Source organism: Bradyrhizobium canariense (genome assembly GCF_019402665.1).
GTDB lineage: Bacteria > Pseudomonadota > Alphaproteobacteria > Rhizobiales > Xanthobacteraceae > Bradyrhizobium > Bradyrhizobium canariense.
Genome location: NZ_VSST01000056.1, coordinates 63247 through 88603 on the forward strand (window position 1 = coordinate 63247; position 25357 = coordinate 88603).

30 protein-coding genes are annotated in these 25357 nt (G+C 57.7%); 9 read left to right on the forward strand and 21 right to left on the reverse strand.

Annotated features, from left to right (window positions below):
- Window positions 1-173 precede the first annotated feature (173 nt).
- Window positions 174-398 carry a hypothetical protein gene (locus FXB41_RS41035; RefSeq protein WP_246649272.1) on the reverse strand — a complete coding sequence of 75 codons (225 nt, stop codon included), beginning with the start codon at window positions 396-398 and terminating at the stop codon, window positions 174-176.
- Window positions 399-653: 255 nt separating this feature from the next.
- Between FXB41_RS41035 and FXB41_RS42050 the strand changes: the two genes are divergently transcribed.
- Window positions 654-830, forward strand: a complete 177-nt coding sequence (locus tag FXB41_RS42050) for a hypothetical protein (protein WP_376707517.1) — start codon at window positions 654-656, stop codon at window positions 828-830.
- 251 nt (window positions 831-1081) lie between these two features.
- Here FXB41_RS42050 and FXB41_RS28000 read toward each other — a convergent pair whose 3' ends face one another.
- The 3 genes from FXB41_RS28000 to FXB41_RS28010 all read right to left on the reverse strand — a co-directional run bounded on the left by FXB41_RS28000 (window position 1082) and on the right by FXB41_RS28010 (window position 2261).
- Window positions 1082-1462, reverse strand: a complete 381-nt coding sequence (locus tag FXB41_RS28000) for a response regulator (RefSeq protein WP_311985919.1) — start codon at window positions 1460-1462, stop codon at window positions 1082-1084.
- Between the two features lie 9 nt (window positions 1463-1471).
- A complete protein-coding gene (locus FXB41_RS28005; protein ID WP_219684036.1) occupies window positions 1472-1864 on the reverse strand; it encodes a response regulator in 393 nt (130 codons plus the stop codon).
- A 79-nt stretch (window positions 1865-1943) separates the two neighbouring features.
- Entirely contained in the window at window positions 1944-2261 is a 318-nt protein-coding gene (locus tag FXB41_RS28010; RefSeq protein WP_219684037.1) for a hypothetical protein, read from the reverse strand.
- A gap of 745 nt (window positions 2262-3006) precedes the next feature.
- Between FXB41_RS28010 and FXB41_RS28015 the strand changes: the two genes are divergently transcribed.
- The 5 genes from FXB41_RS28015 (at window position 3007) to FXB41_RS28035 (ending at window position 8136) form a co-directional block, all read left to right on the forward strand.
- On the forward strand, window positions 3007-4284 hold the full coding sequence (locus FXB41_RS28015) for a hypothetical protein (RefSeq protein ID WP_219684038.1): 1278 nt from the start codon (window positions 3007-3009) through the stop codon (window positions 4282-4284).
- The gene (locus FXB41_RS28020; RefSeq protein WP_219684039.1) at window positions 4281-4445 is read left to right on the forward strand and encodes a hypothetical protein; all 165 of its coding nucleotides are present in this window, start codon (window positions 4281-4283) and stop codon (window positions 4443-4445) included. The genes FXB41_RS28015 and FXB41_RS28020 overlap by 4 nt, the downstream gene beginning before the upstream one ends.
- A gap of 357 nt (window positions 4446-4802) precedes the next feature.
- Window positions 4803-4982 carry a hypothetical protein gene (locus FXB41_RS28025; protein WP_219684040.1) on the forward strand — a complete coding sequence of 60 codons (180 nt, stop codon included), beginning with the start codon at window positions 4803-4805 and terminating at the stop codon, window positions 4980-4982.
- A gap of 2342 nt (window positions 4983-7324) precedes the next feature.
- Window positions 7325-7828 (forward strand): hypothetical protein, encoded by a 504-nt coding sequence (locus FXB41_RS42180; RefSeq protein ID WP_219684041.1) that lies wholly within the window; start codon window positions 7325-7327, stop codon window positions 7826-7828.
- Between the two features lie 125 nt (window positions 7829-7953).
- Window positions 7954-8136 carry a hypothetical protein gene (locus FXB41_RS28035; protein ID WP_219684042.1) on the forward strand — a complete coding sequence of 61 codons (183 nt, stop codon included), beginning with the start codon at window positions 7954-7956 and terminating at the stop codon, window positions 8134-8136.
- Window positions 8137-9037: 901 nt separating this feature from the next.
- On the opposite strand, the gene FXB41_RS28040 is transcribed toward FXB41_RS28035, so the two are convergent.
- Window positions 9038-9850 carry a COG4705 family protein gene (locus FXB41_RS28040; protein WP_219684043.1) on the reverse strand — a complete coding sequence of 271 codons (813 nt, stop codon included), beginning with the start codon at window positions 9848-9850 and terminating at the stop codon, window positions 9038-9040.
- Between the two features lie 455 nt (window positions 9851-10305).
- Between FXB41_RS28040 and FXB41_RS28045 the strand changes: the two genes are divergently transcribed.
- Both FXB41_RS28045 and FXB41_RS28050 read left to right on the forward strand, forming a co-directional pair.
- Window positions 10306-10536, forward strand: a complete 231-nt coding sequence (locus FXB41_RS28045; RefSeq protein WP_219684044.1) for a hypothetical protein — start codon at window positions 10306-10308, stop codon at window positions 10534-10536.
- A gap of 105 nt (window positions 10537-10641) precedes the next feature.
- A complete protein-coding gene (locus FXB41_RS28050; RefSeq protein WP_219684045.1) occupies window positions 10642-11223 on the forward strand; it encodes a hypothetical protein in 582 nt (193 codons plus the stop codon).
- A gap of 1103 nt (window positions 11224-12326) precedes the next feature.
- Here FXB41_RS28050 and FXB41_RS28055 read toward each other — a convergent pair.
- From FXB41_RS28055 to FXB41_RS28065, 3 genes are all read right to left on the reverse strand, one after another.
- Window positions 12327-12560: a hypothetical protein gene (locus FXB41_RS28055; RefSeq protein ID WP_376707516.1), complete on the reverse strand. Its 234-nt coding sequence runs from the start codon at window positions 12558-12560 to the stop codon at window positions 12327-12329.
- 239 nt (window positions 12561-12799) lie between these two features.
- On the reverse strand, window positions 12800-13066 hold the full coding sequence (locus tag FXB41_RS28060) for a hypothetical protein (protein WP_219684047.1): 267 nt from the start codon (window positions 13064-13066) through the stop codon (window positions 12800-12802).
- A gap of 859 nt (window positions 13067-13925) precedes the next feature.
- Window positions 13926-14162 carry a hypothetical protein gene (locus tag FXB41_RS28065; RefSeq protein WP_219684048.1) on the reverse strand — a complete coding sequence of 79 codons (237 nt, stop codon included), beginning with the start codon at window positions 14160-14162 and terminating at the stop codon, window positions 13926-13928.
- A gap of 245 nt (window positions 14163-14407) precedes the next feature.
- On the opposite strand from FXB41_RS28065, the gene FXB41_RS28070 reads away from it, so the two are divergent.
- A complete protein-coding gene (locus FXB41_RS28070) occupies window positions 14408-15082 on the forward strand; it encodes a recombinase family protein (RefSeq protein WP_219684049.1) in 675 nt (224 codons plus the stop codon).
- A gap of 34 nt (window positions 15083-15116) precedes the next feature.
- On the opposite strand, the gene FXB41_RS28075 is transcribed toward FXB41_RS28070, so the two are convergent.
- The 13 genes from FXB41_RS28075 to FXB41_RS28130 all read right to left on the reverse strand — a co-directional run bounded on the left by FXB41_RS28075 (window position 15117) and on the right by FXB41_RS28130 (window position 25254).
- Window positions 15117-15557 carry a hypothetical protein gene (locus FXB41_RS28075; protein ID WP_219684050.1) on the reverse strand — a complete coding sequence of 147 codons (441 nt, stop codon included), beginning with the start codon at window positions 15555-15557 and terminating at the stop codon, window positions 15117-15119.
- Between the two features lie 476 nt (window positions 15558-16033).
- The gene (locus tag FXB41_RS28080) at window positions 16034-16672 is read right to left on the reverse strand and encodes a DUF8453 domain-containing protein (protein ID WP_219684051.1); all 639 of its coding nucleotides are present in this window, start codon (window positions 16670-16672) and stop codon (window positions 16034-16036) included.
- Window positions 16673-16804: 132 nt separating this feature from the next.
- Complete coding sequence (locus FXB41_RS28085; protein ID WP_219684052.1) at window positions 16805-17113, reverse strand: hypothetical protein; 309 nt, start codon at window positions 17111-17113, stop codon at window positions 16805-16807.
- Window positions 17114-17139: 26 nt separating this feature from the next.
- Window positions 17140-17448: a hypothetical protein gene (locus FXB41_RS28090; RefSeq protein WP_219684053.1), complete on the reverse strand. Its 309-nt coding sequence runs from the start codon at window positions 17446-17448 to the stop codon at window positions 17140-17142.
- A complete protein-coding gene (locus FXB41_RS28095) occupies window positions 17441-17980 on the reverse strand; it encodes a hypothetical protein (RefSeq protein WP_219684054.1) in 540 nt (179 codons plus the stop codon). The genes FXB41_RS28090 and FXB41_RS28095 overlap by 8 nt, the downstream gene beginning before the upstream one ends.
- 373 nt (window positions 17981-18353) lie before the next feature.
- Window positions 18354-20462, reverse strand: coding sequence for a hypothetical protein (locus FXB41_RS28100; protein WP_219684055.1), 2109 nt, complete (start codon window positions 20460-20462; stop codon window positions 18354-18356).
- A gap of 9 nt (window positions 20463-20471) precedes the next feature.
- Window positions 20472-20966 (reverse strand): hypothetical protein, encoded by a 495-nt coding sequence (locus tag FXB41_RS28105; protein ID WP_219684056.1) that lies wholly within the window; start codon window positions 20964-20966, stop codon window positions 20472-20474.
- The gene (locus FXB41_RS41555) at window positions 20959-21090 is read right to left on the reverse strand and encodes a hypothetical protein (protein WP_283843470.1); all 132 of its coding nucleotides are present in this window, start codon (window positions 21088-21090) and stop codon (window positions 20959-20961) included. Before FXB41_RS41555 ends, FXB41_RS28105 begins: the two co-directional genes overlap by 8 nt.
- 86 nt (window positions 21091-21176) lie before the next feature.
- Window positions 21177-22991 carry a hypothetical protein gene (locus FXB41_RS28110; protein WP_219684057.1) on the reverse strand — a complete coding sequence of 605 codons (1815 nt, stop codon included), beginning with the start codon at window positions 22989-22991 and terminating at the stop codon, window positions 21177-21179.
- Window positions 22992-23026: 35 nt separating this feature from the next.
- Window positions 23027-23170 carry a hypothetical protein gene (locus FXB41_RS28115; RefSeq protein ID WP_219684058.1) on the reverse strand — a complete coding sequence of 48 codons (144 nt, stop codon included), beginning with the start codon at window positions 23168-23170 and terminating at the stop codon, window positions 23027-23029.
- A gap of 404 nt (window positions 23171-23574) precedes the next feature.
- Complete coding sequence (locus FXB41_RS28120) at window positions 23575-23850, reverse strand: hypothetical protein (RefSeq protein ID WP_219684059.1); 276 nt, start codon at window positions 23848-23850, stop codon at window positions 23575-23577.
- 130 nt (window positions 23851-23980) lie between these two features.
- Complete coding sequence (locus FXB41_RS28125) at window positions 23981-24862, reverse strand: hypothetical protein (RefSeq protein ID WP_219684060.1); 882 nt, start codon at window positions 24860-24862, stop codon at window positions 23981-23983.
- On the reverse strand, window positions 24859-25254 hold the full coding sequence (locus FXB41_RS28130; protein WP_219684061.1) for a hypothetical protein: 396 nt from the start codon (window positions 25252-25254) through the stop codon (window positions 24859-24861). Before FXB41_RS28130 ends, FXB41_RS28125 begins: the two co-directional genes overlap by 4 nt.
- Window positions 25255-25357 lie beyond the last annotated feature (103 nt).

Sequence of the window (25357 nt, forward strand, 5' to 3'; positions counted from 1 at the left end):
CCAACACGCGCGTGCCATCCGCAAGCACATAGCAAGGGATTTCGATGTGCCTATTCTAGGCGGGCGATCCAAAGCCCCATACATCGCCATCATAGGCTGCGGCTTGCCCTGATCGGCCCACCGAGTCATTGCGGCTTGCCTTGGTGGTCCGTTTACCTGACCGGGCCTTCCAATTACCGCTGATGGCCTAAACCAAATCCGAGGACGAGCGCCTTCTGACGAAGCGCGCCCTCAGTGCGCTTCATCTCCTTTGCAATCTTCACAACGGGAGTGCGATGCTTTGAGTGCACTTTAAGTGCTCGCAGGTCAGCGGATGTCCACTCGCGACGACCAGTTTTCTTCGCCTTTTTGGCCACTCGGTGACTCCATGAATTGTTAGGACCGCCGTCTAACAACATGGCGCGTAGTGCGCAACCATGCCGCCGTTGAACTTCACCGGCTGATAAAATTTCAAAACATCACCGTGTTATTCCACAACGATCACGGTAACCGCGGGGCTGCTTGCTAGCGCCGCTGTCGCACTGACCCTGTCGTTTTTGACAGGTGCGGGCCGTCCTGACATGTGGGCATGATCGCGGCTAAAGGACGAGGGCCGCGGCTTGCGACGTTACTACTTCCCAATTTTCCACAAAGGCGAGACACAGGCGGACGATGTGGGGGAGTTATTTCGCTCGGCTGAAGTAGCTGTCCAATACGGCGCCCGCGTCGCTCGGGACATCGCCAGCGATCCCGAATATGACTGTGATGCAGGCACGGTCGTGATCGTTCTTGACGCCTCCGGTGCCGTGATCGCGCGGCATAGGGTTGCTAGCTTTGCAACCGCTGTCTAGCGCGTTCGCCACCGCGTTGAAGCTTTGAAAGACAATAGGATTTTCCAGTTTTGCGATCAGATCGTCACCGACGTACGGGGCGATCCTGGCTCCCGCAAGAAGCGGGAGGCGTCGAGCGTTGCGGTCAGTGACGGCGATACGAGGAGGGCGCGGGATGACCGAAACCATGACCAGCACGGTGCCGTCGCGAATTTTGCTCACCTCTTTTTGGGCGCCACGCCAGCCGCACGCCTGCCCCCTCCTCCGCCGCCTTAGCCTTGAGCGTCATCAGGCTGCCGGTTCGGCCAGATCGCGTCGATAGTCCGGCTTAGCATTTCGATGGCGCACGGCTTATGCAACACCGGCCTGCTCTTGAATTGCTCCGGCACCCCACCCGAACCATAACCGCTCAGAAAAAAGAACGGGCGTCCCCGAGCCGTGATGGCCTCCGCAACTGGCCTGACATTTGAGCCCTGCAAATTGATGTCGAGAATGGCAAGATCGTATTGCTCATTTTCGGCGAGCGATTGGGCCTGATCCAGATGTCCGGCTTCGGCGACAACTCTGTGTCCAAGCTCCTCGATCATTTCGACGAGCATCATGCGAATTATCGCTTCATCTTCGACCAGGAGTATCGATGCTGGACGGTCCACGGTGGGCTCTCAGTTGCCGGACACCGGTATTGAGCCGACATTCAAAAGCTGCGAGACGGCTGTTACGATTTGCGCGGGCGCAAAGGGCTTTCGAAGAAGGATGCTGTTCGGAACGCCTTGGATGGCCCACTCGTCCGCCGCAGCGCCTGTCATGTACACCACCGGGAAATTTGGATCGACTTCGCGGGCGGCGCGAGCGACGTCCCAACCATTAAACCGACCTAGCAAATTGATATCTGTGACGAGGGCGCTGTAGTTGGTCTGCCCCCCCTTCAGCAGAGTAACCGCTTCCTCACCCGTTCGCGCAGTAGCTGGCTCGAAGCCGCCCTCGTTCAACACGTCCGCGACCAGACCTTGAACTGCTTCATCGTCCTCGACGACAAGTATAGTCGGTAATTCCACGAACTCCCCCTTCCACTCGCACTCTGCCCGGACGTAACAAAGTGAACAGAAGGGAAAAGTTCCGCAAGGGAACAGAAGATTAAGTTGGCCCAGTCGATGGCGTCCGTTTCTTGTTCCCCTTGGCTTTCTGCCGCAGGAAACTCACCGAAATCTCCTCGCCGTTGACGCGGTCGAGCTGACAACGACGATAGGCAAGGCCCGTGCAGGACAGCAGCAAGAAGAACTCCGACAGAGCCAAGCCTTCGATTGAAGTATCAACTTGAAGTGTTGCGTTGGCTTCTGACACATCCTTGATGGTGCATGACCGCCGCCAAGTGCCGTCGATAGCCATCATATGCGCGGGGAGCGCATGCTCGAAGGTGACGCGTCGTCCCTCTTGTTCCGTTTCCTTTGTCATTGCCGGTACTCAGATCGTCTTCGTACCTCCTAATATGAAATCGACTAAGAGCTCTAACCGAGTTTGGGAAAAAGCAGCAAAGACGCGCCCCCGAACCGGAGCATCTCCACAAAGTCTTAATTGCTTTCAGGCCACTTCCGTACTGTTCTGCCGACGCCTCCCTAAGACTGCTCGCGCTACAGGTAAGCCCGCCGCGCGGAAATTTATCGCGGGAACAAGTTGCAATTTGGGGCGTTAGGGGGCGTTGCTGGGGGAATCATCGTGCCGACCGCTGAGTACTATTTGAAGCAAGCCGAAATTGCGTCCCGGATGGCATTGTCAGAACCCGACTCTGAAAAAGCGAGAGCCATGCATATCCTCGCCTTGGACTATTTCGACAAGGCCTACCGTGCGCAGGTCCGAGAACCGCCGCAACCGCATCCGACCAGCTCATCCAACGTCGTCCAGTTGAGACGGCCATAGTTGACGGTTCAGATGTCACCGCTTGGCCCTCAGCGGACCAATCGGTAGCATGGGCGCTAAGGCTGCTTTTGGACCCGAAGCCGACCTTGAAGCCCGCCCCCCCCGTGCAGGGTCAAAATCACTTCTGTGAGCGCCTGAGGCCTGCGGTCGGCTCGCGTCCGGCCGAATCAAATCCCATCCGCGCTGAATGAGAAATCCTGATGGCTGAGCGCGTCCACGCGGCGCCGCGATTCAGGATTCGGCTCCGCGACGCGCATTCCGCGCTTCCTCAAAGGAGACAGTCATGATGCAGCAGTGTCGTCGATGTGAGCAGAACTTACCGCTGTCCAGCTTCGGTTATGGGGGTCGTTCTCGTCCTCGCAAGTTTTGTCACGGCTGCTTTTCCGCAATAGTGAATGGTGAAGTATTCACCATGAACCCAACCGAAGCTGACATTTTTATGGCGAGGCTAGAAGCCGGCCATTCGCTTCGGATGCTCACGGGCGGCGCCGGCGAACCGCCGATTTGCTCGGCGGATGCGTTCCGCAAGCACTGCGAGTTGAATCCGGAATGGGGCGCGAAAGCTCTTGCGCTTGTGGAGGCAAACAGCAAGTCCCGAATCCAGGATGGGATCGTTAAACGCACGACAGATCGCACGGCTTGCAATCAAGGGCATCCGCTGTCACCCGAGATTATCGCTCGTATGCAGGCGGAGCGCAGGTACGACCATCGATGGTGCGAAGCTTGCGCTCGGAGGTGGCAGGGGGTCGGCCGCTATTTTGCTGAGGAAGCAGACTTCATTGAGCCGCCTGCGAATGTTGAGCGGTTGACCTTGTCAGGCAGGTCGCGATTCCTCTCCGCCGATGACATTGCGCTGGTCGAATCTTGGCTCATCAAGGGAGCTTCGCTGAGAAAGCTCCTCGGTGCATGGGATGCGATCCGCTTCAGGCTCGCCCTAAAGAACAATCCGGATTTGGAGTCGAGGCTCAGGCCCATCATTGAACGCAATGCCAAGGTTGCCGTCGTGGTCGGGTCTCGAAAGCGTCGGATCAGCCATTGCAAATACGGCCATGAGCTCACCATCGAGAATACCGGTATCAAGCCATCGAACGGTTCTCGATTCTGCCTCACGTGCAATCGCACATTCGCAGGCGCGCCTGTCACGCCTCAAATGCTGGACAACGTGGAGCGTGGGTTGCTGACAGGGATGAGCGTCGGCGATCTGACGACGCCAAGAGACGGCAAAAGACCAACGATTACGTACGCACAATGGAGGACGGTGCGTCGGACTCGACCTGACATCAACGAACGCTTCATGCGTGCCTTGCGGAATCCGGCGACGATCCGAAGCTTCATGAGCGGCAACACTATTGCTCGCGTGCCAGGTCTCACGCTCGCCGCCCCAGCCGACTTTGTCCGCAGCGATGTCCCGCTTTACACCCCGCAAGAGGGTGACACTGAGTGGCTTCTTAGCCTCACCCCTCACTACTGGTCGGATGCGGATCGAATGACGTCGTCGGCAGTATCTTTCTGGCTCTTGTGGACCGCAAGCTTCGGCGGGAGGATGTCCCCGTTCGCATGAAGGAGTTCAAGAAGCGGCACAACGATATGTTCTCCTATAAGGACTATGGCAGCGCCCGGGCGCCGCTGTCGCTCGACGTGCCCATTTTCGCTGAGGGGAAGACGACGCGGGGAGAGACGATCAAGACCGGGCTGTGGTCCCCGGAGTCGATCTATTCATGACGTTTTCGTTCGCACCGCCGCTTGATGCCATCCGCCGGCCTCGAAATACGCCGCTCTGGAAGCTGGAAGCTTCACTGAGATGCCAGGCCTGCGGGTCTCGCGGTGCCGACGTTCGGCCCGACTTCGACTGGAACGCTAAAGCGCCTTTCGGTGGCTTGGGCTATCGATAGCCACTTAAAGACGGCCCCGGCCGTGGGGGCTTTTGAGGTGTGGGAGGCCGGGGCCGCTGGAGGTGCTGGACTGCGTCGGTCCAGCGACCCGAGCCTAGGAAAGTTCGGCGTTTCGCTCTGTTCGCTTTCACACCCTGGCAGTCACACCGTGGCAGTACAGTTCCCCTCGGGGAACGGAGTAGCTGCAATGAAAGACATGCAGGTTCAGTTGGAAAAGCTCCGCACAGATGCCGCCGAGTGCGCCCTCATCGGTGATCTGGCGACCGACCCGAAGAAACGAGAGCTGTTTACGAGGCTGGCTGATCACCTGACGGTTCTCGCCTCAGAAGTTGAACGCGCAATCGCGGAAAGCGTGAAGCACAATTGATGGAGATAGTCGGCGGCGGCCTTTCGAGGATCCGGTGAGAATTGGCGATTCCGGGTTTCTAAGGCTGTAGGGGTGGTTTTTGATTCGTATTTCCCTGCCACGGCTTCGAGTGCTCATGCTCAGCAATCCACTTGACCGCGTCGCCTTCCGAAATAAAGCCCTTGATTACTTCCGTTTCGCCATCGGGCCACAGAATATCGACCCCCCATCCAAGTCCGGGATTTTTCCGAGCCATGAAAATTGGTCGCTGCTCGAACATCCGCCGAATATGCGCCTATGGTGCCCAGGTTCAAGCCAGCTATCCTGCCGCAATCAAACTATCGCACACTGCCCCCGCATCCGCCCGCCAAGCCGGGCCGGTTCGCTTCATGTGCAATGTCTAACCCCCGACGCGCAGTAGCTCGCGCGCGTTCCGGGGCGCTCATTGAGAGCGTGAGGCTGCTTGGTCATCCAAGGTTCAGGGAGGAACGCCTAAGTTTGGTTAGCGGGGATAGTCTCCGCTGGAGTAGCATGGATGAAATTCAAACTTACTCTTGCCGCCCTGGCCGTTCTCGGTGGGACCGCATTCACAATTGCAACGGCATCGGCAATGCCAGTTGCTCCGCTGGGACAATCCAACAACGTCGCGAAGGTTGAGACAGTAGCCCTGGTGTGCGGTCGGCACGGATGTGTCCGAACTCGCCCGGTCTATCGTCCCGCCTATCGTCGCGGCGTAGTCGTCGTCCGTCGGCCTTATGCCCATCGATACTATCGGCGCTACTGATTCAGAACTTTCGTTCACGCGAAAAGCCCTGCCGGCGTAAACCGGCACACAGGAAATAGGCCGCCCACTGAGGCGGCCTTACCTTTTCAGGCGATGCCGCTCAAGGGCCGCCACGATCTCGAATAGGGCGACGATAGAGCCGACCATAACGGTTCCGAGTGTCAGCATGATCAGGATCATTGCCAGCATGACGATCCCACTCGCGTTTGCAATTTGTTCCTACGGACTAAATACCTTGATCTTTCGCAAGGTCGGCATAACCCAAAACAGGCCACGGCGAAATTCAACTTAAGCCACAAGGGGTTAAAACAGGCCAGTACCTAGTTTTGCAACCACTATCTAGCGGGAGATGTCGAGCGTTGCGGTCATCGATGGCGATACGAGGGCGCGCGATAATCGAACACACATTGTCCCAGGCCCGCCATTAGCCGGGGACATCTCTTCCCTTTCGCGCGACTAATTCCTGGTCCAGCTCCTTCAAGCGGACGACTAGATTTTCTACGATCTCCATGCAATCGGAATGCCGCAACGACCGCACGCCGCGCGCGGCGAGCTCTTGCTCCAATATAGTCGCCATGATGCCTTGGATGCTCACAAATTCTCCTGCCGAACCATCGCTGCCCAGCTACGGCCTAAAAAGGAATTGGGTTCACTCAACAAAAAACCGCAGCGCGGTTCCAGCCCCGCTGCGGCATTCCGGATGAAGTAAGAAATGGTATTCAAATCTCGCCGGCGTTCCCATGGTAGAACACCGCGTTCCGAAAATGGACTCCGGACAACTACCGGAATCCGGTTTTGTACGCGTTGTCGATATAGGGCGAACGTGGCATCGGTTGGCTTCCAGCCCCCAATGCTCCCGGCTGCCGATCCAATTGCGGATCAGAGCGCCGGTGCCTCAAAAGTGAAGGTCGCAGGAACGGCTAAAGGGCTTCTCCTGCGACCGACGCCCGCGACGTTCCGCACTGCTCCGGCCTGCTAGCATAGCGACCGACCAGCGTGAACCGGTGGGACCCGATTAGATCACTGCGGAGGCTTCTTCGTTGCGGTTGGTGGCTTCGCTGTGCCGCTCTTCGGGGTACCATAATTCGCTGTGGTACGAGAGCCATAGCCCCCAGGCTTACCATCCATTTTGTTAGCCGATGCTGGCGATGTCATGAACCCGGCGGCGATCACGGCGCCTCCGAATGCAAGAATTACGAACAGGGCAAAAGCTCTCATAATCGACATTTGCTGCTCCAATATGCATTTTCAAAAAGCCGTCACGTCGAGATGTACGTAGTTCGGGCAAGCTATCCCAGACCGACCTTGCCAGCGAGTCTTTCCTCGGGGCCCGAGGCCCGCCGGCGTGAACCCGGCGCATACGACCATGCCGCCAACTGAGGCGGACTTACTTCTGGGTGTTCCGCTTATAAATACACGCGCTGGGAGCAAACGAAGATTTATTATCATCGCAATCTGTTCTCGCCCGGAGAACAGCGGGGCCCGCCAGCGTGAACCGGCGGAGCCTCCGATCGTGAGACATCGATTGGCCGTGGTTATGTTCTCGCCGGCCGGGCTGCCTCCCAAGGGAAGAGAGCCCATGTTGTTCGGCAACGTGATCGCAACGCTCGACGCCTCCTGCTTCTTGCGATCTGTGAAGGGAGCCAGGATCGCCCCCTACGTCGGTGACGATCTGATCGCAAAACTGGAAAATCCTATTGTCTTTCAAAGCTTCAACGCGGTGGCGAACGCGCTAGATAGCGGTTGCAAAACTAGCAACGCTATGCCGCGCCATCTCGGCGCCGGTGGCATCAATCACGATTACAACCGTGCCCGCATCATGGTCGCAATCGGGATCGCTGGCGATATCCCGAGCGACACGGGCGCCGTATTGGCTAGCTATTTCAGCAGAGCGAAGCAGTTCCCCCACATCGTCCGCTTGTGTCTCGCCTTTGTGGAAAATCGGGAAGTAGAAACGTCGCATAAGCCTCGGCCTTCGTCCTTGTCCCGCGATCATGCCCACATGTCAGGCCGGCCCGCACCTGTCAAAAACGACAGGGTCAGTGCGCCGGCGGCGCTAGCGAGCGACCGGCCGTTACCGTGATCGTTGTGAAATAACACGGCGACATTCTGAATTTTACCAGCCGGTGAAGTTCAACGGCGGCATGGTTGCGCACTGCGCACCATGTTGTTAGACCGCGCGCTCCTAACAGTTCATGGAGTCACCGAGTGGCCAAAAAAACAAAGAAAACTGTTCGTCGCGAGTGGACATCTGCTGACTTGCGAGCACTTAAAAAGCACTCAAAGGATCGCACTCCTGTTGCGAAGATTGCAAAAGCGATGAAGCGTACTGAGGGCGCGCTTCGTCAGAAGGCGCTCGTCTTGGGATTTGGTTTAGGCCATCAGCGGTAATTGGAAGGCCCGGTCAGGTAAACGGACCACCAAACGATAAGCTCACCCCTTACGCTGAATTTGCGCGCCGGCACCTTCGGCCGGGATAAGAACCACTTTCAACGACCATCATCCGGTTCCCACGCAAAAAAATGCAACCTTTCGTCGCCCGCCTTTGGTGATTGCGCGCTTGTGGAGGGAGCTAAGCGCCATTCAGCGGTGCAGAGAATCCCTCGATCGCATTCATCTGCGAGCTTAAGAAGCAGGTCAGCGTTAGCCTTGTCGCTAGAAGCGAGGGCCAATCTGCGATATCGGTTGGCACGGGCGTTGCTCACGAATCCCGATCTCAACGCTACAGAACAAAGACATTGCTTCCAGTCCGTCCGCAAAACCGCGGGTTCATTCACGCCGCACCTTACTTCGGCGGAGGCAAATCGCCTTGAAGGCACCGGCCCACTTTGGAATGCATAGGATCTTCGCACGCGGCAAGGGTCGTAAGTACGTGATTGCAGACAGCGCACTGAAACGTATGCAAGTCCACGCTTGGGCGTTCTAGCTCGATACTGACCAGCATCATCGAAGATTTGCACCTCGGACAGGCGGGGCGCTGCAATGCGATGGGTGCAAAGGCGGGCGGCAGGTGTTCAGATTGGGTCATGGGTGCTTCCCTCAAGGCGGGACCCCTCAGTCACCGGTAATGCCTCGGTGCGGAGGTCGGTGACGGAACGAGTATGCGCCGATGGGTCTCAATCGCGAGTCAATTCCCGGTGCGCTGGTCTGTGCGCCAGCGGCTTGCGGCGCACGCCCGCCGGTTTGCCCTCCCGGACCAGCGCCCTTCAGCGGCAACGTGAGCTGTAGCCATCGACCGGCCCTGCACCGCAGGTCAGTTCTGGGCCAAGATGCGACATCCGGGTCGATTGGATTACTCGGTCCGCGGCTGCGAAGCCCAATCGCCCGAATGCCGCCCGGGCCGCTGCGGCAGGATAGCGACGAGCAAGACGATTGCAGCGAGAAGGACCACGGAAGCTAAAGGACGACTCAGGGCGAGCCCGCCATGGCTGACTGGCTTGTCCAAAAAATCTCCAACGGTGGCCCCCAGAGGACGCGTGAGAATGAAGGCCGCCCAGAATAGAAAAACCCGCGATACCTTGGTCCAGTAGTACAGCGCCGCAAGCACCAATAGTCCCGCACCAAACAGTAGAGCGCCGCCATCGTACCCAAGTCCCGTGTCGTCAGCGATCCAATCGCCGAGGGCGGTACCCAGGGTTTGCGAAAACGTAATGGTGATCCAATAGAATAGCTCGGTCTTTGGCGACGTTACCGTGTCGACATTCACCGAGCCCAAAGTCGCATACCATGCACCAAGGGAACAAAGCACACAGGCCAGCAAGATGGATGAGCCTCCCACATAACCAATCCCCAATGAACGATCAAAAAAATCCGCCAACGCGGTGCCCACGGTGGTGGAAGCAACGATGGCCAGCCAGTAGACCCAGGGATTGAACTTCGTCGTTGAAATCTGAGCAATGACTGCGGCAACGAAAATGGCCAGAAATATAGCAGTCCCGATCAGATATCCGCCGTTCTGAGCGTTCTGATCTGCGTTGAGCCAACTCATTGTCACCGCGTCGCCGCCCGTTTCTCCCAAAGTAGTGGCCAAGATTTTGATTACCCAGAAGCCGAGTGTGACGGCGGGAACTTTGCTGACAATGTCATTTCCGTTCTGGAACTTCATTCGACGCACTCCTCGATATCTACGTTGCCGGTGCGGACCCGCGAACAGACGAAACGCTGCAAGCACCTGAAAGGTGCCGCGCAAGAACTCAGCCGTGGAGCAACCGCTTTGGGCCCAAACGGGACGATCTAAATGTGAGTAGATTGGGTCCGCCAGGTCTCGGTGAGCGAACCTCGTGCTGAGGTGCCGCCACTTCTTCGATGGGAGCAGCGGCAGAGCAGAGGGGTTAGACTTACGGCCGGGTTGTTACTGACAGTTGACGCAACACGGGTTCAATCGATCGAAGGCCAAGGGTCATAGTCGACGAGAATCATAGCCGATTGATCCCGCCGTGGTGAGGAGGCTGCACAGGAAGCGGGTCACACGGCCCGTGATGTAGGTCACCGTAGATTCAAAGCAGTTGCGGCACTCTGCATCGTGGCCGCAACCCGCCGCCCAAAACAGGAGGACCTCACATGAAAACCGCTCGCTTTGCTCTCTTCGCCGCCCTCGTTGGGCTCGGCTCTCTGCTCGGATCCGCGCAGTATTCACCTGCTGCAGCTGGCTTCGGCTCGCAATACGGCTGGATGGGAAACAGGCCATACATGGACTGCCTGAAATACGTGGGAGCCTTCGGTGCCGACTACCCGGACCGAAACAAGAATATCGAAAGCTGCAAGCGCAACTACCTTCCGGGCGGCCGCTGAGGTAACTGTCTCGACGGTGTATTGCCGGCACCCGCTGCTGGGTTCGTAAAATTCGCACCCAGCGCACGCTCGGATTTGAAGCCTCTCGAAGACAAAGGCGCAGTTATGCTCAAGGCCGAACCCACGGTTGAAAGTCTCGCATCGCATATCCAGCGGCAGGACCGATCGCTGAAGGCGATGCGATGGAGCGTCCTGGGGGCTACAATCATGGCGGCTGCGGTGATCATTGCATCCCAATGGCACGCGACCGTTAATGCCGACACAGTCAAGGCCAAGACCCTCTCTGTGGAAAAGATAGCCTTGCGCAATGACTCCGGCAAAATCGTCGCCTTGATCTCATCCACTTCCGACGGAATGCCGCGTATCTCGCTATTCGATAGCCGCGAGAAGGTGCGTCTAAGCATCGGGCTTAGCCAGGATGGCTCACCTTCGGTGTCGCTCCTCGACACGGAGCAAGGTCATCGGGCGGTGCTGTCTCTGAACGATCATCAGGATGCGTCGTTGACGATGTACAATGCTGCAAAACTTCCCCGTGCGACACTCGCTGTCAACTCCGTCAGCTCGGGCCAAATGATTCTCTACGGAACCGGCGGTGGTCTAAACCTCTCCGCTTTCGATGGTCGGGTGCAGTGGACTCCCGTGGACGGAGCCGTTCAGAACATCCAGACGAAAACCGAAACCAAATAGTTCAGCCGTAAGGCTCATGCCGCCTTCGATTAGAGCTCTGTTCCGATCCGATAAAGGCAAAGCTCTGCCGGGTCTTGAACACGCGCGCGTCAGCAGGCAGTATTTGAAGCAGAGATTTCTCGTTTGCACGGCCGGCAGACTGCCGCGTCTACCAGTGCGCAAATTGTGCAAAGGTCATCGGGACGACTAGGAACGGTCGAGGTCGACAAAGGCCCGCCGGTCACACTCGCAGGTGTAACAAGACATGCGAAGGCCGCAGCGGGAGGTTAAATCGCTGCGGCCCGCGCGCGTCAAAAAGAGCCGGGTAAAATGAACTATGTGAAATATGCAGCCAGCCCCGGTCGCAAGCGCCCTTTCTTATCAGATTGCAAAACAAACTTCGCCGGAACCGAAATGTGGTTAGGGTGCATTATGTTCCGTAGCAGTCGGCATCGCCCCTTTTCGCCGGTAGAGCACTGCCCGCGAAGCCTTGAGAAGTGGTCGGCGCTCGGCGAAACCGTCATCCTGCTCTGTGTTAATGACGACTTCCCGTCCGCGTGCATTCTCATCTCAGGGGAGTGATTCGGATGCTGGATGTAATCCTGATGCTGCTGGTCGCCGGCGGTGGGGCCTTTCTCGCAATCGCCCTGTGGGGCATCTACCGCCGAGCATAGGGATCTCCTAGAACCTGCGGGCTGCGCTTTTGCCAGTGGCCTAAGTTCGTTCCGGCGCGGGAACTGAAATTGCCCTTTCTCGTTTTGGAGTCGTGTTAACTGCCCGAGGAAAGCGCCATGGCGGAGCGCCGTAGAGTGAAGCAGACCAACTCTCTTGAGGAACGATTGGGCGAACTGGCAACCAGGTACAAGGAGCAGGCAAGCGCATTACCGGCTGGTGCGGAACGCGAGGCCCTTCTTAGGAAAGCGCGGCTTGCTAACACTGGCGCCCACATCAGCGATTGGCTGGCGTCGCCCGGCCTACAGTCTCCGAAGTAAGCCATCGCGCTCAGTGCTCAGTTTTCGTTTTGTGCTTACCTTGACCTATCTCAAGGTATTCAATCCGCCCGTGAACACATTGCGAACGCGAGTGTAGTCGCCAGCGGAACACAAAGAGTAACGCCGGCGGACTCATTGATCCCTCTTAAGCTTGCGCCGCCCCCAATACGGCTCCTTGCCTTTCGGGTTGAACTCGACGACGTGGAGCCGGTTCAAAGCCCGCATTACGCCGATCCGGGCAAACATAGTTGGGCCGCCGCTTTCTGCGACCAGGATCAACGCCTCCATCGCGGCTTGCCATTCGGGCGCCTGATGCTCCTTCTTCGGCAGAGCGCTGATGTACTCGCCGGCATCGAGCAGCGTCACCAGCTTGCGGCCATCGGGCAGCGTTAGGGGCTCGTCGAACGAGCGAGACCATATCACTTCAAGCGCAGTCGGCCGGAAGGCGCGCGATTACAACCCCCGATTCCTGGTGGTTGTGGTCCCAGCATGACATGATGATCCATTATTGCGTTTCGGAGGGAAAGCCCGATGCGCCCTGCATTGCCTTATCTTGGAATTTGTCTTTGCGCGTCGGTTGCGGCGTGGTTGTCCTTCACGCTGATCTATTGACGGAGCAGATGACCGCCCGGCGTCAAGAGCCGCACATAGGTCCCGCTCTCGTGCAGCTCCAGCCAGCCCTTCTCGACAGCGCACCTGATGCCGGCACCGAACTCTGCGCCGCTTGCCTTGAGCGTGTAGAGGAAGGGATAGTTGATCTTCTCGATGTGAATGCGCCCGTCCTGGACGGGCTCGATGCTGGTGGCGAGCTGAACGAGCTGGCGGGCTGCGGCTTCCGGATCGGCGTAGGGGCGTTCGGTAACGTGCTTCATCGCTGGAATCAAAACCTCAAGCGCCCATGCTTGGCCTGACTTGCCCGCGACTGTCATGCCAGTTCGGGACGATATGCACAGATCCTGCGGCGCCGCATGCCGAGCAGACCAGGCGCAAGCCGACGCGCGACCACGGCTGATCTTGCGGGAGTGTGTCGAGCCGCACGTCCACCCTGCGATCGCAATGGCCGTTCAGGCACTGGATGCTGCAAGTCAAATGGCCATCAGACAGCCATTCAGCAGGAGAGCGAGGCGGATAATGGCCGGCCCATTTCGTGTATCGGCGGCTGCGCATGCCCTATCAAAGCGGCAGCGTAAGCACCTCGCAAATTATCGATTCCTAGTAGGTCCAGGCGTTCGCGAGCTACTGCAGGTCGTGGGTGTGGAAAGCGGCAGTGCTCGGAGTGGACGCCAGGCTCCCTGTGGCGCGCGCGCCGCCGACCGAGACCCCGCCAGATCGGCGCCTGAAGTTTTTAAGCGGGAAGCATGCCGCCCCGCCGGCTGATTCGTAACTCCGAGAAAATCGACGAATGTCCAAGGATTTCAGACGCTTGCCTCCGAAACCGGGCCAATTGCAAATCAACCAAAGCAGGGCTCTCTCTCCTTGGAGAACAATGAGCAGACCGAGATCCCAGGCATTGGAATCGCCGTTCCTAAGGGCCTACGCCGTTATTAATCGAACGCGGCTTTGGGCGCGTTTGCGGCGTGCCTACTTTGAAATCCCGAGTGGCGCCGGCTTAGTTCGCATGGTTATGGCGCTGCTTTTCCCGCAATTCCCTTCGCGAGAGTACTGCGTACGACCAACCGCCCGCCGCCAGCAAAACCGGCAACGCATAAAGCGCGAAAAATTGGTAGAATGTCATTCTCCCAACCCGTCCAACACGAACAACGCAGCATAGTGGAGCACAAGCGCACCACCTAGATACAAGAAGCACGCGACGAAAAGTTTCCAGTCGGTTGGAGCGGTCGTGCTCCCAGAGAAAAACGTCCCGGCCAGCGGCGTCAAAACGCCTATCGTCGTGCAGGCCGTCGAAACTCTATCAAGTGCCGCAGCGCGCAACTTGATCCGCTCGCGCTCCGCGTCGGTCACGATCAATCCCCCAGCCTTCCAGCGCTATCAAACCGCAACCAGGGTGCGACGGCAAGTCTGGCTTCCATGCGGAGCGGCCTACTTTGCTTTCGCGAGTGGCCTGTTCGGCCAATAGCGAAGATCGTCGCTGCGATGAGAAGATATCCCGCGGCTTCTTCCAGGCGACCAGAGCCTAGTTCCTGCGAAACAATTGCGCGCATGACTTCGAGCCTGTACAGTTTTCCTGAGAAATCCGTACAATCACTAAGCGCATGTCGGACCAAGAGAAACGCCAAAGAAAGCCCGCCATCGGCTACACGCGGACCAGTTCGGCCGCGAACGTCGGGCCAGACAAAGATAGCGTCACTCGCCAGCGCAAGGCGATCCAGGCTTACGCCAATCGGGCCGGGTACCGCATTGTCGAGTGGTTCGACGATCCGGCTATCGCGGGAAGCGACACCATCGATTCCAGGCCGGGCTTTATGGCCGCCCTCGAATTGATCGCCACCAATGGCGTCCGGACAATCATTGTCGAAACAGCCAACCGCTTCGCGAGAGACTTGATCGTCCAGGAAACGGGGTGGAAGCGCCTAAACGCAGACGGTGTAACGCTGATCGCCGCTGATTCCCCCGATCAGTTCATGGACGATACTCCGACCGCCGTGCTGATCCGCCAGATCCTTGGGGCTGTTGCACAGTTTGACAAGGCAATGACCGTTGCCAAGCTGCGAGGCGCGAGAGAGCGAAAGCGCCGTCGAACGGGCGCCAAAGTAGAGGGACGTAAGAGCTGGGCTGAGCGGAAGCCAGGAATGGTCGAAGTCGCAAAGCAATTGGCGACCAAAAACCGATCTTTGCGCGATGTAGCTGCTGAACTTGCTAAGCTCGGGCATTTGAACGAGCGTGGAGCGACATTTTCTGCGTCGTCGATCAGGTCAATGCTTCGCTAGCTCAACGTCGCCAAGAGGCGGAGCGCCGGTCGTCTTAGTAGCCACCACTCGGCGAAACCGGAGCCGCCGATTGGGCCATCTCGCTAGAAACAATAGCTTGGCGTTCGCGCTTCACCGGAACAGAGTTCAAGAGTTTCTCCAAACGCCATGCAGGGACAACGCCGGGATCTTTCTCGAAAGCATCCGTCCCGCCAATCAGTGTGTTTACCCGGATTACGGAGCATCCAAGTTTCATCACGACGTGCTTATTACTCACGGCGTAAACGACCGCTCTGCCCGGCATTTCTGGGATTGGGACTGAGACGAATGCACCGGTTCCTCCCGCTTGTTTGCCGGCCTTTGCCTCTTCGACAGATCGATAGAGGTAAAATGTAGCATCAAGTAACTGCGGCGGAATCCTAGGCATTTCAGCTCCGGCCAGAACCTTGAGGCGGCAATGATCTACAACCAAACGACTGAGATGGGACAAAACCATTACTAGGTCAAGAATAGATCTGGGCTGGCTTCACGCCTCGCCTTCAATCACTCTATGAACATGCGTAACGACATATCCTTTGGGCTCTCCATTGACCAGCTGCACCTCGGCATCGATGATGTATGTCGTATCTGTGAGCGGATTGGTCTGCCCTGCACCATCTGCCTCTCCGGGGCTGAAGAGGCTTAGGGAGCGGCGAAATGAAGGACGACCGCCGCATGAGGCAGAAGCCCACAGCAATCACCGCGCCGTAACGCGGGCTGGGCCATGCTCCGGCTGTAAAAAAGAGCGCAGCCACACCGACCGGTTTGAGAGCATTTGCGGTCATGACTTGCAGTATGAGCCATCTGGCGGAGTACGCTCACAAGCTCGAAATCGCGGCATTGAGCGGCCCCATTCGCGCCAGCATAACGCGTCCTCGGTCCAGGTTTGCTCGGCGCACTCGACCTGAACATTCGGACGGACCAGTGCGCATTCTAGTCAGAATAATTGCCCTCGGGACTGAACGATATGCCGGCCTTGCCTGTATCATCGAAATCAATCTTAAATCGATAGGTGGTCGTTCTGGTCTCACCGGCGATTGCGTCCTGATAAGTGATATCACCGAAGACGTAACCCGAACCCGCTTTCATAATCGGCCTGAGAAGTCGGTGCCACATCTCGCGTGATAGAATCATAGTTTTGACGAGTGTCTGACCCGGGCCGAGATCCGAGATAAATTGATCCGCCCTCAACGTGAAATCTCCAGGACCCGCGAGGGTGATGTTATGTCCGATCCGGTGCTGCACGCGCCGCGCAGGCGTCTGTCCAAAGTTCTTTATCGTTATCCTGATATTCGGCGACCACTCATCATCGTCGTGAAGGACCTCAGCATCATGTACGTGTACATACGCACGCAGCTGCCGCTCTGCGTTTTGGTCGGCACCTTTCACGAGGCGCCATGTAGCGTACCAGAGACCAAGTGTTGCCAAGGAGAGCAACCATTCTCCAGGCTTAATACCCAGCGGTTCCTTGAAAAGCTCGCTGTGCTCTGGAAGATAGATCATCGGGAGCCCGATGAAGAGCCAACCTCCTAGAGCAAACAACGCTATTAGAGCGATCCTATTTTCTGACATCGCAGCCCCCTCGTCCTTGAGGAATGCTGGCTCAACAGGGCGGCACGGGCAAGGGGGCACCTACTTGGTGCCGGCTTCTATCCATTTTAAAGTGACTCATTTCTGGCAGTACCCGGCATAGTTCCTTGTCGGTTATTGGCTGGGAGTTCGCCCCCCGAGTTTGCGGCTCATCTGTTCAATTTTCGCAACAAGGGCATCCCTTGAACTACGGTCGCTCTCGTTTGCTACTCGAATTGGCTCATCCCCTGCACCGGTCAGCTGAGTGGGCAGAACCCTACCGAGCAGCCCGCAAAAGACCCTGGGATCGCTCTGCGCAACCTTTTCGAGGTAGGCTTGACCTCCAACCTCGTTGAACGCGCCAAGGATTGCCTCCTTCACGGCAGCATTGACTTTGTTCGGCGTGCCCTTGGTCCGTCCGCCTGTTTTTTGTCTCGTCGCCATCTACTTCCGCCTATTTTAGATTTTGATCACAGCAATCCGGCATCCGGCCCTTGGATGATGACCCTGATCCCGTCACCGTCTTCACCGGTCACCTGCATCGGAAGAACCTTGCCAAGTAGAGCCATGAACGCCGTCGGGTTAGCGTGAGCCTGCTTTTCCAGGTAGGCCACCATGCCACCATGGCCGCCCGCTTTTGCTGCCGCCAATAGCAGGGCGTCCTTCAGGAGCGCGGTGGTCTTGTTCGGGATGCCCTTCTTCCGGCCCTTGCCGGCGTTCGGAGGCCGGACAGCAGATCGCAGCACTCTGGTGGGCGCGAGAGACGTTGAATTACCCATCGAGCCGTCCCTCTAGTCCGTCGAGCCGATCGGCAATGGCGAGGATGAGAGAGCGGTTTTGCTGATCCGGGGTGGATTGAGCCCATTGCGATACGGCGCTGTTGAGCTTCCGGGCCCTGCTCTCCAGGTCGGTTGCGATTCTGGACATTTCGGCCGTGGCTTTGTCGTACGCCTCAATGCTTGGCGAGGAAGCTTCGATCGCCTTGGGCATTTCGACAGGCTCCACCAGAGATACGTCAAAGCCAAGGATCTGATGCTCCCGCCTGTTTTCGGCGATGCCCTTCTGTCCCAGAGCGATCTGCTGCCATGCACCTATCGCCCGTCGATGTTGAAGTGCCAACTGGCCGATTGCGTCGTTGAGCGGCTGGGCCGCTTGGGCTCTAGCCACCTCGGCCGCGCGCTGAGCATCGAGCTTACGAAGTCTCATAAGGTCGTTGCGGGTATAACCGCCGATGTCTATGCCGCTCCCGAAGTGTCCGCGCAGCCGGCCAACGATCGCCTCATATTCAGTCCGTTCAGGGTTTTGATACATCTCAGTGCCTCGTTCCGTTAAGCGCCGTTCGCGCGATCAATGGGATGGCAGTGCCAACATTCTCACGGCCTGCCTGGATGCCAGTATCGGATATTTCCATCCATTTTCGGGAGACGCGGCAATTGACCCGAGCCGGGCAACGCTGCATCTTCAATGTCGATACGCGACATGCCACGTTGTCCCTCGCACACGTCAAAGGCTTCGACAGATCTCATGGCCCGAGAACCGATCCTCACCCGGACAGGTCTTGTGATCATTCCGGCGTTTGCCTTGTCGTTTGCAGTCATCGCTTCCGCCCGAGTTTTCGGATATGAGAACAGCGTCCTTGGAACGCTGGGTGTGCTAGTCATTACCCACGTCATCTCGGGCGTCGCTAACGCGATCCTTGAGTGGCGGCACCGTCAAGAAGCTTATTACGCAGAGCTTGACCGGATACGCCAATGGCAAGAGTCGCAGCCTGACCCATTCGGTCGAGACGCTTCCGAAGATCCGTCATCCTTAGACGATCGGATAAAAGCTCTCTTGTCAGAGCGTTGAAGCTGGGATCTTCCATCTTGCGCGTGAGGAGAGGCGCAATTTGGCTGTACGCGTCGGAGTACCGTTGTGCACGGGCACCCTCCATGATCGTCTGGGGCTTCATCCAGTCCGGTACGAACGATGCCGGGCGGGTGAAATCAAGGTTGGACACATAGCCCATCTCGCTCGGCGTCGGCAGGATTGCTCCGACCCGCTCCCGCTTCGGCGTCGTCTGACTACCACCGATCACATTTTCGACTTTGCCCTTACCGAGTACTTCGGACTCAAGGTCGCTGATCAATTGCTCTGCTCGTTTCTGCCCAAAGAGCAAATCCAGCTTCTGCCGCCCAGATCGGCTGAGCAGCATGTTACGTGCGGTCGTGTCCCCCCGCGTGCTATTCTCAATCACCTGCTGGATGGCATCGCGAGCGCCCTGCAGGCGGGCAGCGCGTTCCGGCGTAGATAGATTGGTCAGTTCGTGCGCGAGTTCATCATATCGAGTGTTTCGAGCGAAGGTCTTCTGCCCTTCCTCAATTTGATGGAGAAGCTCCGTGTGTTCTGCGAATTTTTCGCGCGCCTGCCGCCAGACTTTACCAGCAGGCGTCTTATCAATCTCCGAGAGCAGTTCTCCCTTCAAATTGAGCAACTCGCGCGCTAGTTCTTTATCCGGCTTGGTCTTATCGAGGGCCTGCGAAATTCGCCTGTCGAGACCCCGCTTAATGTAGTCCCAAGTCTCGGCAGTTGGATATTCCTTCTGAGGCCCACCCGTGAAGAACTTCCGGTCAATTGGCTTGCCGGAAATGCCTGAAAGCTCCTCCGCCAGATCAAATGCGCCGGCCTTTTCAAGGCGCGGCATGAGCGACTTGATTTCCTCCGTCGGCTGCACCGCCATGGTGCGGAATTGATTGTATAGCGGGTCGGCGCCGCTGCTGCGCGCCTTTTCGATGGCCCTCGTCATGTCGGAAACCGGCACGTACGGCACTGTGTTCTGGTCCAGTGATTGCATGATGCGGTCAGCCTGCCCCGCTGCGCGCTGTCTGTAGGCGTCTCGGACTACCTGCTTGTGCGGGCCCGGTATATCCGCAAGGCCACCGGCGAGGTCCGTAGTCGATTGGTTGACGTCGGCCAGCATGCCGGATCGCCCATACCTGCGTCCTGCTTCAGCAATTGAGGCTGGAGTTTCCCCTTCTAGAGCGTTCACCAGCATGTTGCGGCCAACGGAATTGACCCCTGCGAGCTCGCCCGTATGGCGGGGCAACCACTCCATCAATTTATTGGCTCCAGAAGAAAGAGCTTCACCGGCAATTGGGCCCGCCGCCCCTCCAGCCATGGCAAGCGGGACGGGTCCGACAAAGCCCTGGTTGAGAGGATTGTTCCCTTTCAAGACTTGATTGGCGGTCTCCAGAACGCCCATGCCCGCAGCGCCTTGATATACGCGGGCACCAAGAGATTTGCCGGCAAGACCCATCATGCGAGCACCAATCGCCGTCTGAGACAGGGGGCCGAGAGCCAAGCCGGAGCCTGCCACATCCGCTCCCATCGAGGCCAGCGGATGCTCTTCGCCGTAAAGGTGGTTTGCCTCGTCCTGGCGCGCGAGATTGGCCTGGTAGCGATCAGACCAATTTGGCTCACTGCCCGGGCGTGTCTTGCCGGTTACGAGATCGTCCAACCCCTTAGGCTTGACAAGGAGAGGCTGGATGGTGGCGCCCACCGCAGCCGTTGCCTTGTCGAACAGCGGGCCGACGACCGGAATGCTCGAAACCATGCGATTGTTGAAGCCGGAGGCATTGGCGACGTCGCCGCGAGGACGCGCGGGCGAAACATAGATCCGCTCGCTCTTGTTTTCGGCCGCAGCTTCGGCCTTGCGCTCATATTTTGCGAAGACGTCGTCATCGTTCGCAGGCACTGCCGATACGGGGGCCTTTGTACCTCGCGCATAACGATCAAAGATGCTGTCATCGGTCATGCTTACAGTTCACCAGTTCTTCGCGTTACGGCGCGCGTCGGCAACTCTACGCTCACGGGCGGCCTCCTTGCGATTCCACTCCTCGTCGGAGTCGGTGTCGCGCGGAGAGTCGTCACGAGCACCCTTGCCGCCGATCGGATAGACCGGAGGGGGAGCCTTGGACTGCTGCGCTGCGACCTTGGCCGTCGCGAGCTTGTCCATGGCAATGGCGCGCTTGATTGGCGTCATCGCCATCAATTCATCCGCCATGGGGAGATCCCTGCTTAGTTCAAGAAGAACTTGGGCCGGGTTGTCGGTTTCGAGCGCGACGGACAGGATGTCGAGCGGGATGCGGCCATTATCGTCCAGTAAGGCGAGATCGGCTTTCGCCCTGCCCCACTTGTCCCCGAAGGCTTGAGATCCTGCAGCCTCAAGCGCATGGCATTTGTCGCCGAACTCTTGCCGATCGCGCTCTCGCGCCGCTTGCTCGCGGATCTTGCTTTCGGCCGAAACGTCATCAGTCATGATGCCGCCCCGCTCCATCTGGAGGGAGCTTGTTGCGATAGTCCGCAACCTCGCCGGCAACCTTGAGCGGGCTGTCTGAAACAGCGTCCCGATAGAAGGAAGTGTCGATTTGACCGTCAGCCATTGTTCTGTCCTTGGACCACTCGAATCTCACCGTACAATCAATTGAGCCGGAATGCAGGGAGCCTTGATCTACTTATCGGATGCGACCTAACGCAGGGTCGCACCATAAAAATCGTACGTAAGATTTGTATATGTCATTCCAGACGCTGCCGTCCAAATTGCGAAATAACCGGGTTCAGGCGTGCCGCCGATTGCGGTCGTAACATCGTAACAAGAACCATCGTCAAGAGCCAAAAGACTGTTGGATGCAACGGTTATATTTGCAGCTGGCGTATTGAGTTCTGAGCCGAACGTCAGCAATCCGCCGATCCCGATGCACGGAGTCGTGAATGCCTGCTTGCCAGCAGTTGGAGACACGAACTCAACCTGCATGTTGACGTTCTTGACCGTTCCAACGATTGCCCCTTGTGTCACGGCCTCTATGTTCACTTCCCAGCCGTATAACGTTGAAGTTAGGGCGCCTACAGCAAACGTGCTTGAAGGAAATGTTTGCGTTAGAGGGACAAGAGCGATCAAGCCTGGATGATTTTTGAAATTGACGTGCTCGCCAGGATTTTGGATATAATTCCCCGTTCCCAAGGACGTGCCATAGGCACAAATAGGCTGGCTCAGATAATATCCATCACCGCTTGAACCGATTTCCTGCAAATCGAAGGCGAATGTTGTAGCAGAAGCCGAAATTGTCGCCGTTACTTCTGCCCATGTATATGCACCTGAATTTGTACTGCTGAATACGGTTTGCGTTCCGTCGCGAATTGCGAACTTCCATTGGCCGTTTCCAACATTCAGCTTTGACAAGACCCATCCACCGCAAACAATATTACGCCCCTTGAATTGCGAAAAATCGCCAGCGGGCGCGGTATAAGTGAGGCTTTCGGTCGAGCTAGAGCCTTTGCGCATTCCGAGCGTATATTGCGAGCCTGCCTTTGCATTGGCGGCGAAACTATCGCGCCACAAGATCATGCTGCTGCTTTTCGTCCAACCAAGGGGGCCCACGGTTGTCGAGCCCGTGATATCGCCGCGCGAAATTGGTGTGACGGTGGCTGTACTGGTAGCGCCAACAGCCCCTTGAAAAGGACTCAGCAAACCAAAACTTGTATTGGCAACCAGATTTGTGACGTGCATCGGCGCGCGCGTCAAAACAGGATCGGCATTAGCCGTGACGGTGACCAAATCACCGTTCTGCATTTGCTGCGTGTTGGCCGTGCCCAACGTATTGTAAACGCCTGCCGCAGAATATGACGTTACAGAAACTCCAGCTTGCGTGCCGGTCCCCTGCAAATTCATCTTCGTTATAACTGGCATAGCGTCGATAATCTGCCACTGTGTATTTGGCAGCAAATTTAAGAGTCCGCCGCTCCCGCCAGATGGCGCGGCCCATGTACCGTCGCCGCGCCAGAATGTGGATGGCGACGCGTTTGTACCGCCGTTCATCTGCGACACGGAGATATTGCCGCTCAGGTCGGAGAATGCGGGAGATGGCGCGGCCCATGTACCGTCGCCGCGCCAGAACGTGGATGGCGACGCGTTTGTACCGCCGTTCATCTGCGACACGGAGATATTGCCGCTCAGGTCGGAGAATGCGGGCTGAGAGCAGCCGAGAGTTCCGTCAGTTGAGAGAGTTCTAAACCAATTCGATGAACTGCACGCCAGTGGTTGCGCTGGCTTGAAGCCGCAGTCTTGAAGCAGTCCTGTCGTACCGCTAAAGCACGGTAGATTCCCAGACGTAACCGGCGCGGTCGGCATGATCGAGTTGACGATATTGCTGGTGACGGCGCGGAGACCCTGTGGCGTTATTTGGCCAACAGTATTGTCCGGGAAGTTCGTCGTGATCTGCGTGTTGATCTGGGCCTTCGTATTCTGGGCGTGCACCGGCGCGACGAGCGCCAGAAAACCAGCCATGACAATCAGACCCTGCTTGAGACGGGGACCCAACATCAACGCGCCCCGTCGAATGGGAGGCCGAACGACGGATCAAAGGCGCCGGCATACTTCTCCTCAACATGAGTTGCCAGAACGCCAATGGCCGCGATTGCAATGAGCGCGCCGAACGCCAGAGCGCGAGCCATGTTGGCAACCATCAGGCAGCCCCTCGCTCGACTGCGATCCCGTCTGCACGGAGGCGATCAGCCAATGTCGCCCGTACAAAATCACTGCGGGACATCAGGCGGGAGTTCGCGGCCTGATCCAGAGCATCAGCGAAGAACTTGGGAGTCTTAACCTGCACCAGCGCGTCATAGGCTGGTCGATCGGCTTTCATGGTCGTCCACCGGGCGAGAGCGCGGACGCAGGCGATCGAAACGCAACTAACCTGCGCTTCGTCGGCTGGCGCCAACAGCTATGTTTGAGATTTGCGTCTCACTCGCCTGGAGTCAGCCCATAGGATAATGGGGCGCTAGGCGGTCCGGCTGCACGCGCGGCTCCTTGATATGGACAAGGAGAACCAATGTGGTTGCACTATAGGCGTAATACCGAACGTTGTCATTTAACGTTTCAGTAAAAAAGCGTCCTTTCGCTCGCGGAGTCGTTTCGCAGCTTTAAAATAGGCCCGCTCATAGGTTTCATTCGCCTTGATGGACTCCAAATCGCTTGCAGCAAGGGCTAGCGCCGTCCGCGCCGCATCGACTCTCTCCAACTCGATTAGTCGCTGTTGGCTCGACAAGACCATCTCTAGGATCGCCACAGCATCCATGCCGGCAGCCTCACCCGTGTCCGCATCCAGAATATCGTCCGAGCCGAGCAACTTCGCCTCCATTGTCATGATTCAATAATCTCCGGGTCGCGGACCATCGCCTCGTCTGGCATGAACGGCTCTAGGATGTGCCAGCGATCCGCCCCCGAGTCGGGGCGTCTAACGTAAGCCTCGCCATCGGCACTCATGAGATGCGCCATTACCGCGCTCCCTCTAGCTTCGCGCCAAATTCGGCTGATGGCGGATCAATGAAAGACACCAATGCCGACGCCGAAGGCGACGGCCGACGCGCAGCGGCGGAATGCTTCAGCACGGCCCGCGGTAGATAAATGCCGACGAACCTCGTCCCAGATTCCATGGCACGCCTTCGCGCCTGGGGCTCACCGGCGGGCTGCAATCTCTCTGGTGAGACGATTTCGGTCCTGGTTATATCTAATATAGAAATGGGGACCGAAATCGTCTCACTGCTCTTTTCAAGTCGCCTGTACCAAGTAGCGCGGCTGATGCCGGCTTCCGTCCAGGGCTCGGTTTTGACAAGCGATTTCGCCCTGGGAGTGGCACCGGATGCCTCCCGCTTTGCTGCCTGCAGCTTTATCTTCCTAGCTCTGGCTGCGCCCTTCCGCTGCCGGGCCGTGATGCCAACGGCGCCAATGGTCCGGACTCTCAGACGGCTGCGATCAGCGGCTGACAGCTGAATGCGCCAGGCGATCTGATCCGCAGATTGCCAGCGGCTGCAGGTCGCCGACGCGTTAAGGATGTCTTCGACAGAACTGGACGCCCACGGTGCCCTCGCGCTGACGAACCCGGCAAAGCGGGCAGCGCCGTTGCCGCCCGCAAGCACGAAGCCATCCGCCAGAACTTGAAGCGCGGCATTCCCGGCCTCATTGGCTGGGATAAACTTCCCGAAGCGATCTCGGAAAATTCGTTCCAGTTCAACCAGCCGCAGGTTGGCGATCGGGCTGCGATTTTTGCCCGTCTGCTTTCTGGCTCTCCCGTGCGCTTTATAGCGTCGTACAATGTCCCGACGCAGGACGTCCTTGGACACGCGCGCCATCGTGGCGCGGCTCACCGTGAAACTCATCGTGCCGCCCTTCGTATCGAGGGGATATCGAGCACGTCGCAGATGCGATCCAGGAACGTGTGGCAATTTTCCTTAGAGATGACAAAGAACGGGTCCGATTCCTCGTCCCAGGTCTTTTCCTGCCGGACAACTAGATGGTCCCACTTGTTTCGGTAGACTGCGGTTGCACGCTGCCCTTGGAGCACCACGGAAGGATCACTGCTCCAATCAAAGTCGTCATAGGAGCGATCATCGCGCGCCGATTCTTCCGGTTCGATCCGCCCGATTTTGGGAGTCTCTTCGAATCTGGGGTTTCGCGGATCGATAAGTGGTGGAAGCGATTCGATTGATAGCTCATCGCGCATCATTTCAGCGCGAAGGCTAAGCTGTTTCGGGGCAACAGGTTTGTTCATTCGGTCTCTCGAAATTGCAACGGGATTGCACTGCTGATTTTTCAGCAGTGGAGATCGCGCGAACGTTGCTTTTTCGGGAGAGGTGGATTATGCCTAGAGTTGT